The organism is Rhizobium zaerense (assembly GCF_051810725.1).
GTDB lineage: Bacteria > Pseudomonadota > Alphaproteobacteria > Rhizobiales > Rhizobiaceae > Rhizobium > Rhizobium leguminosarum_I.
This window is the reverse complement of record NZ_CM132690.1, coordinates 1,402,613-1,417,262: the sequence shown is the minus strand read 5'-3', so window position 1 is coordinate 1,417,262 and position 14,650 is coordinate 1,402,613. Positions and strand designations below refer to the sequence as shown.

The window sequence follows — 14,650 nt, the reverse complement described above, 5'->3', positions numbered from 1 at the left end:
AGATTTTTCCAATTGCTTTCAAAAAGCAACGGAGTCTGGCCAAAGTGTGGTCAAAAAGAAAAGGCGGCCCCACGCGGGACCGCCTTTCGAAAAAGCGAATTGTTGCTCGGCAGTTACATGCCCGCGCCGCCAAGCACGGTAACCGCGCGGCGGTTCTGCGACCAGCAGGAAATATCGTCGCAAACGGCGACCGGACGTTCCTTGCCGTAGGAGATCGTCTTCAGGCGCTGCGCCGGGACGCCGCGCGAAGCGAGATAGTCCTTGGCGGCAGCCGCACGGCGGGCGCCGAGCGCGAGGTTGTATTCGCGCGTGCCGCGTTCGTCGGCATGGCCTTCGACGGTGATCTGGTAGTTCCGGTAGCGGGCGAGCCACTGGGCCTGACGGTCGAGCGTCTGCGAGGCGTCGGCGCGGATCGACGAGGAGTCGGTATCGAAGAAGATGCGGTCGCCGACATTGACCGTGAAGTCCTGGGCAGAGCCCGGCGTCGCGGCGCCAGCACCAGTGCCGAGCCCGAGGTCGCCGGCGCTGTTCGGCGGCTTCTTGGCGCAGCTTGCGAGCGCTAGGCCGGCGATAAGCGCGATCATGACGGGGTTGCGGGCGAAATTCTGCATGCGGCTCATTGCCGGGGTATGAATTCGGCTCATGGCCGGTCTCCTTGCGATTTCATCAGGGTTTCCGGACAGTAACCGCACTCGGTTAACCGCCCCTCAAAGATTATGGTTAACGATTTACTGATTTGTCCCGTGGTCGCTCGGTTCCATGACTTTGGGGCGACAAGAAGGCAGCAGCGCATCGCCTACTCCATAAGCGGCGACCAGGCCGGGTCGGAACCGTAGGTCGGCGTCTTCACGAGCTGCTCGTTGTAACCGGTCAGATCGATCGAATAGAGCTGCGGACCACCTGCGCCCGCCGCCTGGCGGAAGAACATCAGCACGCGGCCATTCGGCGCCCAGGTCGGGCCCTCATTGTGAAAGCCGGTCGTCAGGATGCGCTCGCCGGAACCATCCGGCTTCATCACGCCGATCGAGAACTTGCCGCCGGCCTGTTTGGTGAAGGCGATGAGATCGCCGCGCGGCGACCAGACCGGCGTCGAATAGGAGCCGTCGCCGAAGGAAATACGGGTCTGGCCCGAGCCATCGGCGTTCATCACGTAGATCTGCGGTTTTCCGCCGCGGTCGCTCTCGAAGCTGACACGCGCACCATCAGGCGAATAGGAGGGCGAGGTGTCGATCGCCGCCGTCGAGGTCAACCGGGTCGTCGTGCGCGAGCGCAGGTCCATCGTATAGATATTGGAATTGGCATCCTGCTGCAGGCTCATGATCACCTTCTGACCATCCGGCGAAAAGCGCGGCGAGAAGGTCATGCCGGGGAAATTGCCGACGACTTCGCGCTGCCCGGTTTCGAGCTGCAGCAGATAGACCCGCGGCTGCTGGTTGGCAAAGGACATGTAGGTGACTTCCTGCCGGCTCGGCGAGAAGCGCGGCGTCAGCACGAGATCGCTGCCATCGGTCAGCATCCGCACGTTGAAGCCGTCCTGATCCATGATCGCGAGCTGGCGCTTGCGCTGCTGCTTGGTGCCGGATTCGGAGACGAAGACGACGCGCGTGTCGAAATAACCTTCCTCACCGGTGATCTGCTTGTAGATCGCATCGGCGATGATGTGCGCCACACGGCGCCAGTTCTCCGGCTGCGTATAGAACTGCTGACCGGTCATCTGCTGTCCGGCGAACGGGTCCCAGAGCCGGAATTCGGCGCGAAGACGGCCATCGGCTTCCTTGGTAACCCGGCCGGTGACCAGCGCCTGGGCATTGATGACCTTCCAGTCCTCGAAACGCGGCGCGGCATCCGGATTGGAGATCTTTTCGATAAAGGCCGCCTGGTTGATCGGGGCAAACAGGCCGGAACGCTGCAGGTCGGCGGCGATGACCTGCGAAACCTGCGCGCCTATGTCGCCCTGGAAGTCAGTCACCGCAATCGGCATCGGCTGGACATTGCCTTTTCGAAGGTCGAGGGTGACCAACGCGTTCGCCGGGGTCGTAAAGGCTGCAGCCCCAATCAGGCCTGCAATGACCATCAGAGCGCGGATGAGGGAACACTTGACCATATCAAACAAGCCTTTCAGCATCTAATTGGGTAGGACCGCTGGTGTCAAAGTTCAAAATGACTTCCTTCCAGCCATCGTATTTATCTTTTGGAAGCATTGTAAAAGGAGCTGCGCGACGAACTGCGCGAAGGCCGGCATCGGCAAAGCTTTTCCGCGTGCGCTCACTTCCACCACTGGCCTTAACGTCAGGGACGCCGACAATCTGGCCGTCTCTATCCAGCTTCACATTGATCGTCGCATATACATTGCCGTCGTCGCTCATTCTGCCATCGACAAAGAAGTTATTTTCGATCGCATCCCGCATTGCATCGATCTCCGCCCCAGTGAGATGCGTCGCAGTGGCACTGTCATTCGCTCGACCGGTCGTTTCAGCATCCGCATTGAATGGAAAGATGGAGCAGCCGATGAGCCCTGTCAGCGCGATGTATAGTCCGAAAGACTTCGCGAAATTGAATGGACTCCTCGGCATTTAAATTCCCATATCGCTGGGATGAAAGTTAAGGACGACCTCGTTCCACACGTCATACTTGTCCATCGGAAGCGTCGTGCGGAACGAGGGAGCAGATTTCATCACGGCACGGTAAGCGCCACTTTCCAGCGCACGACGCGTTGAATCGGTGCTGCTTCCGCCGGAAGACTCGATTTCGGGCTGGCCGATAATATTTCCATCTTTATCGAGCTTGAAATGCACCGTGATGACCATGCCGGAAAGACCTTCCATTCCCGGGGTGATAAGCCAGTTCCCCTGGATCAAACCCTGTAGCGCATCTTCTTCGCTTTGGCTGAGCTTGGAACCGCCATTGCTCTTCTTCGCCCCCAGCGATGCCTCCTGCGTCGAGCGCTTGGCGCCGCCGGCGGAAGGATCGGTCTTGTTCAGCAAGATCGAAATCTCGTCGGCATTGAAGTCGCTCTTCATCGACGAGGCGGATTTCGCCGTCTCCTGCTTCTGATCGGCCTTCTTCTTTTCGGTCGGCTTCTCGGCAGCCTTCGGCTGGTCGGCTGTCTTTTCCGGCGGCTTTTCGGCGGGCTTCTGCGGCTCCGGCGGCTTCACCTGCGGCTTGGCGACGGGGGTCGGCACATTGTCCGGCAGCGCCTCGGCATCCGGCTTCGGCGGTTCCTCCGGCTTGGCCTGCTCTTCCGGCGGTTTTTCCTCGGGCTTCGGCGGCGTCACTTCGACGGGCTTCGGCGGCGGAATGGAAGCGACTTCCTTCGACTGCTCGACTTCGGTTTCCTCCTTGACGATGTCCTTGACATCGTTCGGTTTCGGATCGGTCTTCGGCAGTGGCTTTTCGCTCGAATTCGCCGCGGCAGCCTCGCTGTTGCTGGGCTTGGCGTTCGGCACCGGCGGCGTCTTCAGGTCGACATTGTTGTCGCCGGCATTCTCGGCCGGCTGCGCGATCGGCGGCCGCGTCGTCGGCACCGGCGCGGAAGTCTCCTTCTTCGGAGCCTTCTTGTCGCCTTGCTGCATCTGGGTAATGGATTCCACCGGCACCAGATCGACCGGCATCGCCTCGAAATCCTCCACCTTGAAAGATTCCGGCGCGCTAAGCGACACCAGCGCCCAGGTAAGCACCAGCCCGTGCAAAACAACAGATGTGACGACGCTGGCCTTCATTTTGAGCGCTATTGGTCCTTCTTCTGCTGCGTCACGAGGCCAATATTCTTGAAGCCTGCACCCTGGATACGGGCCATGACGTCGGCGATGACGCCATAAGGCGCGGTCGCGTCGCCGCGCACAAAGATCCGTTCGTTATAACCGGTGGTGGCGATCGCCTCGAGCTTGGCGGCGATCTCCACGGCCGGGATCGATGTTTCCTGCAGGAACACCTGGCCATCATTCTTGACGGAAATGGTGATCGGCTGCGTCTCGGAATTCAGCGCCTTGGCCTGCGTTTCCGGCAGGTCGATCGGCACGCCGACGGTCATCATCGGTGCCGCGACCATGAAGATGATCAAAAGCACCAGCATGACGTCAACGAGCGGCGTCACGTTGATTTCGGAAATCACGGCCCTGTTCCGACCGCCGCGACGGCGGCGTCCGCCGCCTCCGCCGCCATTGCCTCCAACAGCCATACCCATGTGAGAATACTCCGTTGGTTACTGAGCGGCAGCGCGCGGCTGCAGTTTCTCGTCGATCTGGCGCGAAAGTATGGCGGAGAATTCATCCGCGAAACCTTCCATTCGACCCGAGAGCTTGCCGGCATCGGCAGAGAACTTGTTGTAGGCGATAACCGCCGGGATAGCGGCGACGAGGCCGATCGCGGTGGCAAGCAGCGCTTCGGCGATACCGGGCGCGACGACCGCAAGGTTGGTCGACTTCGAACCGGCAATCGCCTGGAACGAGGTCATGATACCGACGACCGTGCCGAAGAGACCGATGAACGGACCGGCTGAGCCGATGGTCGCGAGCGACCCGAGACGGGCGCCGAGAAATTCGGATTCGCGGGCGAGCGTCACGTCCATCGCACGATCGATACGCATCTGCAGGCCGATCGGCGAGCGGGCGCCGCGTTCGAAGGATTTCTTCCATTCGCGCATGGCAGCCACGAAGATTGCCGCGAGCCCCGTATTGTTGCGTTCCGACAGCGAACGGTAGAGTTCTTCGAGCGACTGGCCCGACCAGAACACCTGTTCGAACTTGTCGAACTGGCGCCGCGCGCGGCCATAGGCCAGGTATTTGTCGATGACGATCGCCCACGTCCACACCGAGGCTGCGATAAGCCCGAGCATGACGAGCTTGACGACGATGCCGGCCTGCATGAAAAGCGACCAGAGGCTGACGTCCGTCGCTGCTGCTGCCAATCCTACTTGTTCCATTGGTCCAAAATCCCCGAATCCAAACGCCCGGTGCTGGACCGGGCGGCACAAACTGATCTCGCAAGAAGTGTCCGGCGGCCGCCGCCCAAAGCCCTGGTCAAACTTCCAAGCTCATCTTCCGCCTTCTTGCCGTCAAATTTGGTCAAAGGAAGGCGTGCACCGCACAAACTCCGACTTTCCCAGTAAGACACTATTATGGTTAATAGATCGTTAGTGCCGGACTGTGACAGTAAGCCTGTATTTGGAAGATTTCGTTCCATGGATTACTTGACCGGAGCAAAGTCCGGCTGCCGAAAGAGCGCTCATCCTGCGGCGCGGGAATTCCTTCACATAAAGTTCAAGTTTTGACAAGGTCCGATTTTTCGGCAATTCGGACTATAGCGGCGTGCTGCCTTCCAGGAATTTCGCTGCCAGTGTTTCCGGCAACCGCCTCGGCCGCCCTCGAGCGTTGATGACGGCGATGATCACCCTGGCGGCGATCAGCAGCGTCTCGCCCGAGCGGATCTGCTGATTGAGCACCATCTTGGCGCCGCCGGCTTTTTCCGTATGCGTCAGGATCGTCAGGACATCGTCCATGCGCGCCGGGCTCTTGAAGTCGATCTCCATGCGGTGGACGACGAAGACGAGGCCCTCCTCGTCGGCGGTGACGAGCTCGCGCTGCTCGACGCCGAGGCAGCGCAGATAATCGGTGCGGCCGCGCTCCAGGAAATGCAGGTAGCGGGCGTGATAGACCAGGCCTGAGAAGTCCGTATCTTCATAATAGACCCGCTGGACGAGGCGGTGTCCGGCCTCCGTCAGCTCTCCCGAAATGGAAAAAGGGCGTTCCGTCATAATTTTCTCCAAACTGAGGTGCCCTCTTTGGCGCAACGCTTCCAGACAGGCAAGCATTGAATAACTGTCACAATTCCTAACTATTCCCGACAACGAGCGACCAATCAGGAGACGATGCGATGAAGATTGCGGTTATGGGCGGAGACGGTTTCATCGGTTGGCCAACATCGCTGCATCTCTCCGATGCCGGTCACGACGTCCATATCCTCGACAATCTCTCGCGCCGCTGGATCGACACCGAACTCGGCGTGCAGTCGCTGACGCCGATGGATTCGATCCAGGAGCGAACCCGCATCTGGCATGCCGAAACCGGACGCCGCATCCACTTCAACCTGATCGATCTCGCCAAGGATTACGAACTCCTGAAGAACTGGCTTTCCGAACATCGCCCGGATGCCGTCATCCATTTCGCCGAACAGCGGGCCGCGCCCTATTCGATGAAGAGCGACCGCCACAAAAACTACACGGTCAACAACAATGTCAGCGCCACGCACAACCTGCTGAACGCGTTGACGGAGCTCAATCTCGATACCCATCTCATCCATCTCGGCACTATGGGCGTCTACGGCTATTCGACGGTCGGCGCGGCGATCCCAGAGGGTTACCTGCCGGTCGGCATCGAAACCGCAGGCGGCGAGACGGTCAACCAGGAGATCCTCTACCCCTCCAATCCCGGCTCGATCTACCATATGACCAAATGCCTGGATCAGCTTCTCTTCCAGTTCTACGCGAGGAATGATGGTCTCAGGATCACCGATCTGCACCAGGGCATCGTCTGGGGCACGCATACCGAGCAGACGCGCCGCCACACGCAGCTGATCAACCGTTTCGACTACGACGGCGATTATGGCACGGTGCTGAACCGCTTCCTCATCCAGGCGGCGATCGGCTATCCGCTGACGGTGCACGGCACCGGCGGCCAGACCCGCGCCTTCATCCATATCCAGGATTCGGTGCGCTGCATCGAGCTGGCGCTGAAAAATCCGCCGGCTCGCGGCGCCCGCGTCGAGATCTTCAACCAGATGACGGAAACCCACCGGGTGCGCGACCTTGCCGAGATGATCGCGGGGATAAGCGGCGCCAAAATTGCCTGGCTGCCCAACCCGCGCAAGGAAGCCGCCGAGAACGAGCTGATCGTCCGGAACGAAAAATTCCGCGATCTCGGCCTCGACCCGATCACGCTCGAAGCAGGCCTGCTCGGCGAAATCGTCGACGTCGCCAAGAAATTCGCCTATCGCGTCGACCGCGCACGCGTGCCGGCCGTCTCCGCCTGGACCAAGGACATCGCCGCGACAATCAATCACGATCCGGAAGGCAAGCGGCTGAAGTCGGTTTCATGAGTGCGGCATTATGACGAGCGCCAGGCAGCCTGCGGCCAACCCACAAACTCACCCTCATTACGTCAGCTCAATCACGGGCGGGCACCTCATTCGAGCTCGCCAAAGCGGGAAGGTCGCGGCTTGCTCCCTCTTCTCCCCAGCGGGGTCCGAAGGACGGGTCGAGACCCGTGGCTCGACCCCGGTCGGTGGCCCGAAGGGTCGGATGAGGGGGCCACACGGCACGCCATTCATTGCCCTTCGCTTACGCTCAGCGCATTCACTCCTAACGTCGCTCACCCCCTCAACCGCCTGCCGGCACCTTCTCCCCGCCGGGGAGAAGAGACGTGTAGCAACGCCTTGCCGTCTCTGCTTCGCCGGAGCAAGATATATCGGGGAAGCGGAACCCGATGAACCGCTCGTCCGCCTTCGCCTACGTCACCCTTGTCACCAATGCCGACTACGCCATGGGCGCGACCGCGCTAGCCCGCTCCCTGTGCCGAACCGGCACTGGGGCCGACATCGTTATTCTCCACACCGGCGGCGTCGATGCACGCGCCCTCGCGCCCCTGAAAGCGCTCGACTGCCGCCTGATCGAGGTCGAGCACCTGCCGCTCTCTGCCGCCTTCAACGAGCGTCACGCCCGCGGTCAGCTCCATTCGACAGCTCCTTTCACCAAGGGCCGCAAGCCGGATTTTCATTCGCCGCTCGACAATTTCTGCAAGCTCAGGCTCTGGCAACTCGTCGAATATCAGCGCTGCGTCTTCATCGACGCCGACGCTCTCGTATTGAAAAACGTCGACAGCCTCTTCCTCTATCCGGAATTTTCCGCCGCCCCCAATGTCTACGAAAGCCTCGCCGACTTCCGCCGCATGAATTCCGGCGTCTTCGTCGCCACGCCCTCGCATGACACATTCCGGCACATGCTCGAAAGGCTTGACAGGCTGGACGCCTTCTGGCGGCGAACCGATCAGACCTTTCTGGAGACGTTCTTCCCGCATTGGCACGGCCTGCCGGTTTATTTCAACATGCTGCAATATGTATGGTTCACCATGCCGGAGCTTTGGGACTGGAAGAGCATTTCGATCCTGCATTACCAGTACGAAAAACCGTGGGAAAAGGATCATCCCAAAGCAGCGCGGCTACAACCCTTGATCGATCTGTGGCATCGTTTCTACAATGGCGGCGATGTGCCTGAGGTGACGGCGCTGGACAATCCGGAAGGGGCAGCATGAAAGTACTGGTATCGGGTGGAACAGGTCTCGTCGGCCAGTATGTGGTCGAGGAACTGCTGGCCGCCGGATATCAGGTGATCGTCGGTGGGCGTCGCGCGCCGCTGCCCCGCCTCTTCTCCCGCCCGGTCGAGTTCGCAGCGCTTTCGCTCGATCCCGACAAAGATCAGATCGACGTCTTCGACGACGCCTATTTCTTCGTCCACGCCGCTTTCAGCCATGTCCCGGGCAAATATCGCGGCGGCGAGGGCAATGATCCGAAGACCTTCCATAGGTTGAACCTCGACGGCACCGTCCGGCTTTTCGAAGCCGCCAAACGCGCCGGCACGCGCCGCTGCGTCTTCCTGTCCAGCCGCGCCGCCTATGGCGAACACCCGCCAGGAACCGAACTGACGGAGACGATGCTGGCCAAGCCCGAAACACTCTACGGCCAGGTCAAGCTCGATGCCGAACGGGCGCTTGCCCATCTCTCGACGCCGGGTTTTGCCGGCGTGAGCCTGAGGCCGACCGGCGTCTATGGCGATCTCTCGCCGAACAAATGGGACGGCCTCATCGCCGACTACCTCGCCGGCCACACGGTTGTTGGCCGCGTGGGAACCGAGGTTCACGGCCGCGATCTCGGGCGGGCGGTACGGCTGATGTTGGAGACGGAAAGCACCCGCATCTCCGGCGAGGTCTTCAACGTCTCGGACATGTCGGTCGACACGCGCGATATCCTTTCACGCATCCGCCGAGAGACGGGCTGTCGGCACGCGCTGCCGGCCGCTGCCGATAGTGCCGCGCTCAACCCCATGAACACTACGAAAATCCGCGCGCTCGGCTGGGCGCCCGGCGGAGTGCCTCTGTTCGAGGAGACGATGCAGCGGCTGGCCGCTGCGCTTCCCGAATCCCCAAGACACAGTTCCACGCAAGTCTGACGTTGCAGAATGCGCCCGAATTGCAATCGGGGGCCCGAATTAAAGATCGGGGAATTGTCCATGCAGATCGCAACCACGTCTGCCTCCATCATCTTGCGCGGCACGTCTTCGGCGGCAGCCATTTCAGCCGCCGGAACCGAGACCGATCAAGGCGTGCTGAAGCTGCAGCGCGCCACCCAGGCGCTGCAGCAGATGCGCCAGACCTTGGCGAACTCGGGAGACGAGGCCAAGACGAAAGCGCAACGCAAGCTCGAAGAGGCAAAGCAGCAATTGGAGATACTGCGCAGCTCCAACATGGCTCGTGAGGTGGTCGCCCGGCTGGCCGCCGAACTGGCACGCAAGGTCGGCACCGCCGCCTCCGAATTCGCATCATCAGTCGCGACCGGCAGCCCGGCAACGGCTGTTCCACTGGATGCAACAACCACGGATGCGACGGCAATCGCAACCAGCGGGGCCGCCGCTGCGCTGACGGATACTTCCGGAGAAACTGCCGCCGGCGAGACCGGCTCCCAGGAACCGGACGCCGCCACCAACGCCCGTAACGCCTATGCCAGCGTCGCCAAGGATGCCCCGAAATTCTCGGGCATCTCGGCCGATGATCGCGAAACGATGGAAGAATTCAAGGCGGTGGTGCGCGAACTCAAGCAAGTGCTCGAAAAGGCGATGCGCGAGTTGCGGCTGCAAGACCGGCAGGCCGGAGCCAATGCCGTTCCTGATATGGCAGGCTTCTCCATCGCCGCGGCGACAATACCGACAAGCATCATCGTCTGACGATCGCTGCCGTCGGCGGCCGAGGCATGAAACGCGCGTGATACCGTCGCATCCGGCATTTGCATCGGACATCCCGCCGTCTATGCTCGGGTAAATCTCTCAGAACCGGCAGATCCAATGACCGCGAAAGAATTGAAAGCGCAGTTGCGCAACGAGCGGCTGTCCGCCCGCGACGCTATCCCCGCCGAGAAACGCGCCTCCAAAAGCCTCGCAATGGCCGAACATGCCGGCGAGGCCGTCGGTTTTGCACTGGGTACGATCATCTCCGGCTTTCTGCCGATCCGTTCGGAGGCCGATCTCAGGCCGCTGATGGCGCGCTTTGCCGTGCGCGGTGCGCGGCTCTGCGTGCCGGCGATCCTCGATCGGCAGACCATCGTCTTTCGCGAGCTGGCCGAAGGTGCACCCCTCATCGATACTGGCTTCGGCACGGTCGGCCCCGGCACAGATGCCGCCATTCTTGATCCCGAGATCATGCTGGTGCCGCTTTCGGCCTTCGATATCAGAGGCCACCGCATTGGCTACGGCGCCGGCCACTACGACCGCGCCATCAGCCGGCTAAGGCAAAAAGGCCTGCATCCGAAGCTGATCGGCATTGCATTCGACTGCCAGGAAGTGGCACATGTGCCCGCTGAGCCGCACGACATAAGCCTGGATGCCATCCTGACAGAAAGCGGCCTTCGCTTTTTTGCCTCTTGGATTGGATAGGGAATGCGGCTGCTTTTTCTGGGTGACATGGTCGGCAAGACGGGACGCACGGCGGTCTGGGACCGTCTTCCCGGCCTGGTTTCCGACCTCAAACTCGATTTCGTCATCGTCAACGGCGAGAACGCCGCTGGCGGCTTCGGTATCACCGAGGACATCTTTCTGGAAACGATCAATGCCGGTGCCGATGTGGTAACGACAGGCAATCACGTCTGGGACCAGAAGGAAGCCGTCGCTTTTGCCGGCCGGCACGATCAGTTCCTGCGTCCTGCCAACTATCCGCAAGGCACGCCTGGCCGCGGCTCCGGCCTTTTCTACGCCAGGAACGGCGCGCGGGTGCTTGTCGCCAACGTCATGGGCCGGGTCTTCATGCATCCGGAACTCGACGACCCTTTCAAATCGGCGGAAGTCATCCTCGACGCCTGCCCGCTGAAGGAACAGGCCGACGCGATCATCTTCGATTTCCATGCCGAGGCGACAAGCGAGAAGCAGTGCTTCGGCCATTTCGTCGACGGCCGCGCCAGTTTCGTCGTCGGCACCCACACACATGTACCGACCGCCGACGCACAGATCCTGAACGGCGGCACCGCCTATATGTCGGATGCCGGCATGTGCGGCGACTACGACTCCTCCCTCGGCATGGACAAGGAGGAGCCGCTCAACCGCTTCATCTCCAAAATGCCGAAGGGCCGCATGGAGGCCGCGAACGGCCCCGCGACGATCTGCGGCGTCGGCGTGGAGATCTCGGATACGACGGGACTTGCCGAAAAGATCGCGCCGCTCCGGCTCGGACCGCGGCTGGCGGAGACGGTGCCTGAGTTCTGGCGGTAGCAGGCTGCGGGCGCCATCCAACACGCAATTGTGAGCACCCTCCGTCTGGACCCCTGCGGCCTCATGCCGCATCCTCCCGCCATTCGCGCATAACCCCGAAAATCGGAATCGATTTTCGGGGTTATGCGCCGATCAAAGGGTGATAGAGCGCCGGAGGTGTGGCATGAAGCCGCGATATCTTGTCCTCGCTATCGCATGCCTTGCGGCCTTCGCCGCGCCGAATCTTGCCGGGGCACAAGAGCAGCGGCCACCGGCCAGCCAGTGCCAGGCGATCGCGCAAACCATCCCCGAGGTGACCTTCGCAAGCTTTTCCGGCGCTCCGCTGCTGATGCCTGCCGTCTCCGAGGGCGAGGACGTCAAACTCACCTTCCTCGGCCACTCCACCTTCGAGATCGAAACGCCCGCAGGCATCGTCATCGCGACAGATTATAATGGCTGGTACAGGCCGCCGACGATGCCCGACGTCGTGACCATGAACAAGGCCCATTCGACCCACTTCACCTTGACGCCCGATCCCGGCATCAAGCATGTGCTGCATGGGTGGAGCGATATTCCGGGCGAAAAGGCGAATATTAATCTCGTCGTCGGCGATGCTTATATCCGCAACGTCACGACGGATATCCGCTTCAGCTATGGCTTCGGCGGTGCGCACGAGAACGGCAACTCCGTCTTCATTTTCGAAATCGCCGGCCTCTGCATCGGTCATCTCGGCCACCTGCACTACGAACTGACGGATGCCCATTATACCGAGATCGGCCGCCTCGACGTCGTCATGGTCCCCGTCGACGGTGGCCTGACCATGGGCGCTGACAGCATGAGCCGCGTCATCAAGCGGCTACGCTCGTCGCTGATCCTGCCGATGCACCGCCGCGGCCCGCCGGTCGAAGCCTTCGTCTCGATGTTCGGCAAGGATTTCGACGTCGTCAATGCGCCCGATGACAGTATCACCGTCTCGATGCGCACGTTGCCGAAAAAACCGCTGATCTATGTGCTGAAGGGTGTGCAGTAAAAGGCCCGGCGGTTTTCCTTCTACAGCGCCGCGCGTCTTTTTAGACGCGCAAAGGACGCTGTAGCACCTTGAATTGCTGCATAATTCTATCCCCAAATCGATTCCGAATTAAGGAATTATCCAGGAGCCTCGCACATCAGGCGAACTGCAGATGGCGCTTGATGCCGACATCCGGCATCTTGTCGTCGTCGAGATTGGCTTTGGCGATCTCCCAGCCGAATTTCAGCGTGTTGCCTGTGGAAACCCAGATCTCGGCATCGTCGACATGGAGGGACAGCATGGTAAGCTTGGGGTCCTTCTTGCCGCCGTCATACCAGGCCGCGACGATCGAACTCCAGTATTCCTCGATCTTGGAAGGGTCAGGGCGCACGTCGATCACGCCGGCAAGGCAGGCGTGATAGTCGTGATCCTTGCCGATGACGCAGAAATGCGCGCGGCTGCCGGGCTTGATGGCGCGTACGATGTCGGCATCGGTCTTGGTGTAGAACCAGATGGTGTTGGTGGTAGGATCGGCATGCGGTGCCATCGGCTGCATGTGCATGTCCAGTCCGGAAATTCCGAGCATGCCGGCATGAACATCGTTGACCTGATCCCAGAGCTGACGTGCTGGATGTTCCTGCGCCTCGCTGAGACTTGCCATGACCGTTCCTTTCCGTTGTATGGAGTTCGGTTGAAACGTCATCCCATCGCCTTTGTTCCGTTCGGCAGCAGCGGACGGTGCCCTCTTTTCCGCGCAGGGGAATATGCGATAGTGCGCGCCTGACCGGGAGGCGATCACAATGGGAACAGGACATTCGATTCTGGCTTTGATCTTTTGCGCAGCCTTTGCGCCCACAGGCCTTGCGGCGGAAAGGACGTTCAAGCCCGACGGGAACGGTCAGGTTGTCTTCGTCACGCCCACAAGAAATATCGGCTGTGTCTATACGCCAAACGGCGGCGTCGAAATGTATGTTCCCGAAGACGGCGGTCCGGAGCTTGCCTGCAATCGCATCGAGCCGCTCTACGTCCGCCTCATCCTGCCGGCGAGCGGCAAGGCCTATATCTTCAAGATGGTCGGCGACGCCGCCTGCTGCAGCGAAGAGCATGTGCTCGACTATGGCGAGAGCTGGAGGGGCGGGTCCTATTCCTGCACCTCCAGCACGGAAGGGTTGCGCTGCCGACGCCGGGACGGACATGGTTTCTTCGCTAGCCGCAAGCGGCTGACGGTTGACTGAGACAGGCGACAGACCCGTGCATCATGCGGCAAATCTACCGCTTTTTCCTTGAACGGGTGCCGTTTCGCTCTTATAAGGCGGCCCATTCCGAACAATGAGACGTGAACAGGGGTGCCATGGCTGGCCATTCACAGTTTAAAAACATCATGCACCGCAAAGGCCGTCAGGATGCCGTGCGGTCGAAAATGTTCTCCAAGCTTGCGCGCGAAATCACCGTTGCCGCCAAGGCCGGCCTGCCCGACCCGACGATGAACGCCCGCCTTCGGCTGGCGATCCAGAACGCCAAGGCCCAGTCCATGCCGAAGGACAATATCGACCGCGCCATCAAGAAGGCAGCCGGCGCCGACGGCGAGAATTACGATGAAGTCCGCTATGAGGGCTACGGCCCCGGCGGCACGGCGATCATCGTCGAGGCCCTGACCGACAACCGCAACCGTACCGCCTCCAACGTGCGCTCGAGCTTCACCAAGGCTGGCGGCGCTCTTGGCGAAACCGGCTCGGTTTCCTTCTCCTTCGACCATGTCGGCGAAATCACCTACAAGCTTTCCGTCGGCGATGGCGACAAGGTGATGGAAGCCGCGATCGAAGCCGGCGCCGACGACGTCGAAACCGACGAAGACGGCCACTACATCACCTGCGCCTTCGAAGCCCTCGGCGAAGTGGCGAAAGCGCTGGAATCGAGCCTCGGCGAAGCCGAAACCGTCAAGGCCGTCTGGCGTGCCCAGAACAACGTCCCGGTAGACGAGGAAAAAGCCCAGTCGCTGCTGAAACTCATCGACAGCCTGGAAGACGATGACGACGTGCAGAACGTCTATTCCAACTTCGAAGTCTCGGAGGAAGTCCTGGCGAAGCTCTCGGCCTGATCTCCCCAGGCAGGTGTCAAATAAAAACCCGGATGCAACGCCG

17 protein-coding genes are annotated in these 14,650 nt (G+C 60.9%); 9 read left to right on the top strand and 8 right to left on the bottom strand.

Annotated features, from left to right (window positions below):
• Nucleotides 1-113 precede the first annotated feature (113 nt).
• The 7 genes from pal to ybgC all read right to left on the bottom strand — a co-directional run bounded on the left by pal (nt 114) and on the right by ybgC (nt 5,752).
• Nucleotides 114-644, bottom strand: coding sequence for a peptidoglycan-associated lipoprotein Pal (gene pal / locus ACS4RR_RS06780; RefSeq protein WP_456189878.1), 531 nt, complete (start codon nt 642-644; stop codon nt 114-116).
• Nucleotides 645-796: 152 nt separating this feature from the next.
• A complete protein-coding gene (gene tolB, locus ACS4RR_RS06775; protein WP_222294059.1) occupies nt 797-2,104 on the bottom strand; it encodes a Tol-Pal system beta propeller repeat protein TolB in 1,308 nt (435 codons plus the stop codon).
• A 1-nt stretch (nt 2,105) separates the two neighbouring features.
• Complete coding sequence (tolA, locus tag ACS4RR_RS06770; protein ID WP_456189877.1) at nt 2,106-2,573, bottom strand: cell envelope integrity protein TolA; 468 nt, start codon at nt 2,571-2,573, stop codon at nt 2,106-2,108.
• Nucleotides 2,574-3,719 (bottom strand): cell envelope integrity protein TolA, encoded by a 1,146-nt coding sequence (gene tolA / locus ACS4RR_RS06765; protein WP_456189876.1) that lies wholly within the window; start codon nt 3,717-3,719, stop codon nt 2,574-2,576.
• Between the two features lie 8 nt (nt 3,720-3,727).
• A complete protein-coding gene (tolR, locus tag ACS4RR_RS06760) occupies nt 3,728-4,183 on the bottom strand; it encodes a protein TolR (RefSeq protein ID WP_456189875.1) in 456 nt (151 codons plus the stop codon).
• A gap of 18 nt (nt 4,184-4,201) precedes the next feature.
• Complete coding sequence (gene tolQ, locus ACS4RR_RS06755; RefSeq protein ID WP_162118847.1) at nt 4,202-4,921, bottom strand: protein TolQ; 720 nt, start codon at nt 4,919-4,921, stop codon at nt 4,202-4,204.
• Between the two features lie 375 nt (nt 4,922-5,296).
• The gene (gene ybgC / locus ACS4RR_RS06750; RefSeq protein ID WP_017968104.1) at nt 5,297-5,752 is read right to left on the bottom strand and encodes a tol-pal system-associated acyl-CoA thioesterase; all 456 of its coding nucleotides are present in this window, start codon (nt 5,750-5,752) and stop codon (nt 5,297-5,299) included.
• A 119-nt stretch (nt 5,753-5,871) separates the two neighbouring features.
• Here ybgC and ACS4RR_RS06745 point away from each other — a divergent pair, with 119 nt between their 5' ends.
• The 7 genes from ACS4RR_RS06745 to ACS4RR_RS06715 all read left to right on the top strand — a co-directional run bounded on the left by ACS4RR_RS06745 (nt 5,872) and on the right by ACS4RR_RS06715 (nt 12,530).
• Nucleotides 5,872-7,092 (top strand): NAD-dependent epimerase/dehydratase family protein, encoded by a 1,221-nt coding sequence (locus ACS4RR_RS06745; RefSeq protein WP_260109376.1) that lies wholly within the window; start codon nt 5,872-5,874, stop codon nt 7,090-7,092.
• 386 nt (nt 7,093-7,478) lie between these two features.
• The gene (locus ACS4RR_RS06740) at nt 7,479-8,303 is read left to right on the top strand and encodes a glycosyltransferase (RefSeq protein WP_260109377.1); all 825 of its coding nucleotides are present in this window, start codon (nt 7,479-7,481) and stop codon (nt 8,301-8,303) included.
• Nucleotides 8,300-9,217 (top strand): NAD-dependent epimerase/dehydratase family protein, encoded by a 918-nt coding sequence (locus ACS4RR_RS06735; RefSeq protein ID WP_170277151.1) that lies wholly within the window; start codon nt 8,300-8,302, stop codon nt 9,215-9,217. The genes ACS4RR_RS06740 and ACS4RR_RS06735 overlap by 4 nt, the downstream gene beginning before the upstream one ends.
• A gap of 60 nt (nt 9,218-9,277) precedes the next feature.
• Nucleotides 9,278-9,988, top strand: coding sequence for a hypothetical protein (locus ACS4RR_RS06730; RefSeq protein WP_456189874.1), 711 nt, complete (start codon nt 9,278-9,280; stop codon nt 9,986-9,988).
• Nucleotides 9,989-10,105: 117 nt separating this feature from the next.
• Nucleotides 10,106-10,693: a 5-formyltetrahydrofolate cyclo-ligase gene (locus ACS4RR_RS06725; RefSeq protein WP_017968109.1), complete on the top strand. Its 588-nt coding sequence runs from the start codon at nt 10,106-10,108 to the stop codon at nt 10,691-10,693.
• Nucleotides 10,694-10,696: 3 nt separating this feature from the next.
• Nucleotides 10,697-11,521, top strand: coding sequence for a TIGR00282 family metallophosphoesterase (locus tag ACS4RR_RS06720; RefSeq protein ID WP_011653409.1), 825 nt, complete (start codon nt 10,697-10,699; stop codon nt 11,519-11,521).
• Between the two features lie 163 nt (nt 11,522-11,684).
• Entirely contained in the window at nt 11,685-12,530 is an 846-nt protein-coding gene (locus ACS4RR_RS06715; protein WP_260109379.1) for an MBL fold metallo-hydrolase, read from the top strand.
• Between the two features lie 136 nt (nt 12,531-12,666).
• Here ACS4RR_RS06715 and ACS4RR_RS06710 read toward each other — a convergent pair whose 3' ends face one another.
• Complete coding sequence (locus tag ACS4RR_RS06710) at nt 12,667-13,170, bottom strand: pyridoxamine 5'-phosphate oxidase family protein (RefSeq protein WP_017968112.1); 504 nt, start codon at nt 13,168-13,170, stop codon at nt 12,667-12,669.
• 139 nt (nt 13,171-13,309) lie between these two features.
• Here ACS4RR_RS06710 and ACS4RR_RS06705 point away from each other — a divergent pair, with 139 nt between their 5' ends.
• Together ACS4RR_RS06705 and ACS4RR_RS06700 are read left to right on the top strand one after the other, a co-directional pair.
• Nucleotides 13,310-13,744 carry a DUF6636 domain-containing protein gene (locus ACS4RR_RS06705; protein WP_456189873.1) on the top strand — a complete coding sequence of 145 codons (435 nt, stop codon included), beginning with the start codon at nt 13,310-13,312 and terminating at the stop codon, nt 13,742-13,744.
• A gap of 116 nt (nt 13,745-13,860) precedes the next feature.
• The gene (locus ACS4RR_RS06700) at nt 13,861-14,607 is read left to right on the top strand and encodes a YebC/PmpR family DNA-binding transcriptional regulator (protein WP_017968114.1); all 747 of its coding nucleotides are present in this window, start codon (nt 13,861-13,863) and stop codon (nt 14,605-14,607) included.
• Nucleotides 14,608-14,650: the final 43 nt, after the last annotated feature.

Bases quoted from the DNA above. Each gene is read 5' to 3' on its own strand.
- pal (WP_456189878.1), bottom strand. From the start codon at position 644: ATGAGCCGAATTCATACCCCGGCAATGAGCCGCATGCAGAATTTCGCC.
- tolB (WP_222294059.1), bottom strand. From the start codon at position 2,104: ATGGTCAAGTGTTCCCTCATCCGCGCTCTGATGGTCATTGCAGGCCTG.
- tolA (WP_456189877.1), bottom strand. From the start codon at position 2,573: ATGCCGAGGAGTCCATTCAATTTCGCGAAGTCTTTCGGACTATACATC.
- tolA (WP_456189876.1), bottom strand. From the start codon at position 3,719: ATGAAGGCCAGCGTCGTCACATCTGTTGTTTTGCACGGGCTGGTGCTT.
- tolR (WP_456189875.1), bottom strand. From the start codon at position 4,183: ATGGGTATGGCTGTTGGAGGCAATGGCGGCGGAGGCGGCGGACGCCGC.
- tolQ (WP_162118847.1), bottom strand. From the start codon at position 4,921: ATGGAACAAGTAGGATTGGCAGCAGCAGCGACGGACGTCAGCCTCTGG.
- ybgC (WP_017968104.1), bottom strand. From the start codon at position 5,752: ATGACGGAACGCCCTTTTTCCATTTCGGGAGAGCTGACGGAGGCCGGA.
- ACS4RR_RS06745 (WP_260109376.1), top strand. From the start codon at position 5,872: ATGAAGATTGCGGTTATGGGCGGAGACGGTTTCATCGGTTGGCCAACA.
- ACS4RR_RS06740 (WP_260109377.1), top strand. From the start codon at position 7,479: ATGAACCGCTCGTCCGCCTTCGCCTACGTCACCCTTGTCACCAATGCC.
- ACS4RR_RS06735 (WP_170277151.1), top strand. From the start codon at position 8,300: ATGAAAGTACTGGTATCGGGTGGAACAGGTCTCGTCGGCCAGTATGTG.
- ACS4RR_RS06730 (WP_456189874.1), top strand. From the start codon at position 9,278: ATGCAGATCGCAACCACGTCTGCCTCCATCATCTTGCGCGGCACGTCT.
- ACS4RR_RS06725 (WP_017968109.1), top strand. From the start codon at position 10,106: ATGACCGCGAAAGAATTGAAAGCGCAGTTGCGCAACGAGCGGCTGTCC.
- ACS4RR_RS06720 (WP_011653409.1), top strand. From the start codon at position 10,697: ATGCGGCTGCTTTTTCTGGGTGACATGGTCGGCAAGACGGGACGCACG.
- ACS4RR_RS06715 (WP_260109379.1), top strand. From the start codon at position 11,685: ATGAAGCCGCGATATCTTGTCCTCGCTATCGCATGCCTTGCGGCCTTC.
- ACS4RR_RS06710 (WP_017968112.1), bottom strand. From the start codon at position 13,170: ATGGCAAGTCTCAGCGAGGCGCAGGAACATCCAGCACGTCAGCTCTGG.
- ACS4RR_RS06705 (WP_456189873.1), top strand. From the start codon at position 13,310: ATGGGAACAGGACATTCGATTCTGGCTTTGATCTTTTGCGCAGCCTTT.
- ACS4RR_RS06700 (WP_017968114.1), top strand. From the start codon at position 13,861: ATGGCTGGCCATTCACAGTTTAAAAACATCATGCACCGCAAAGGCCGT.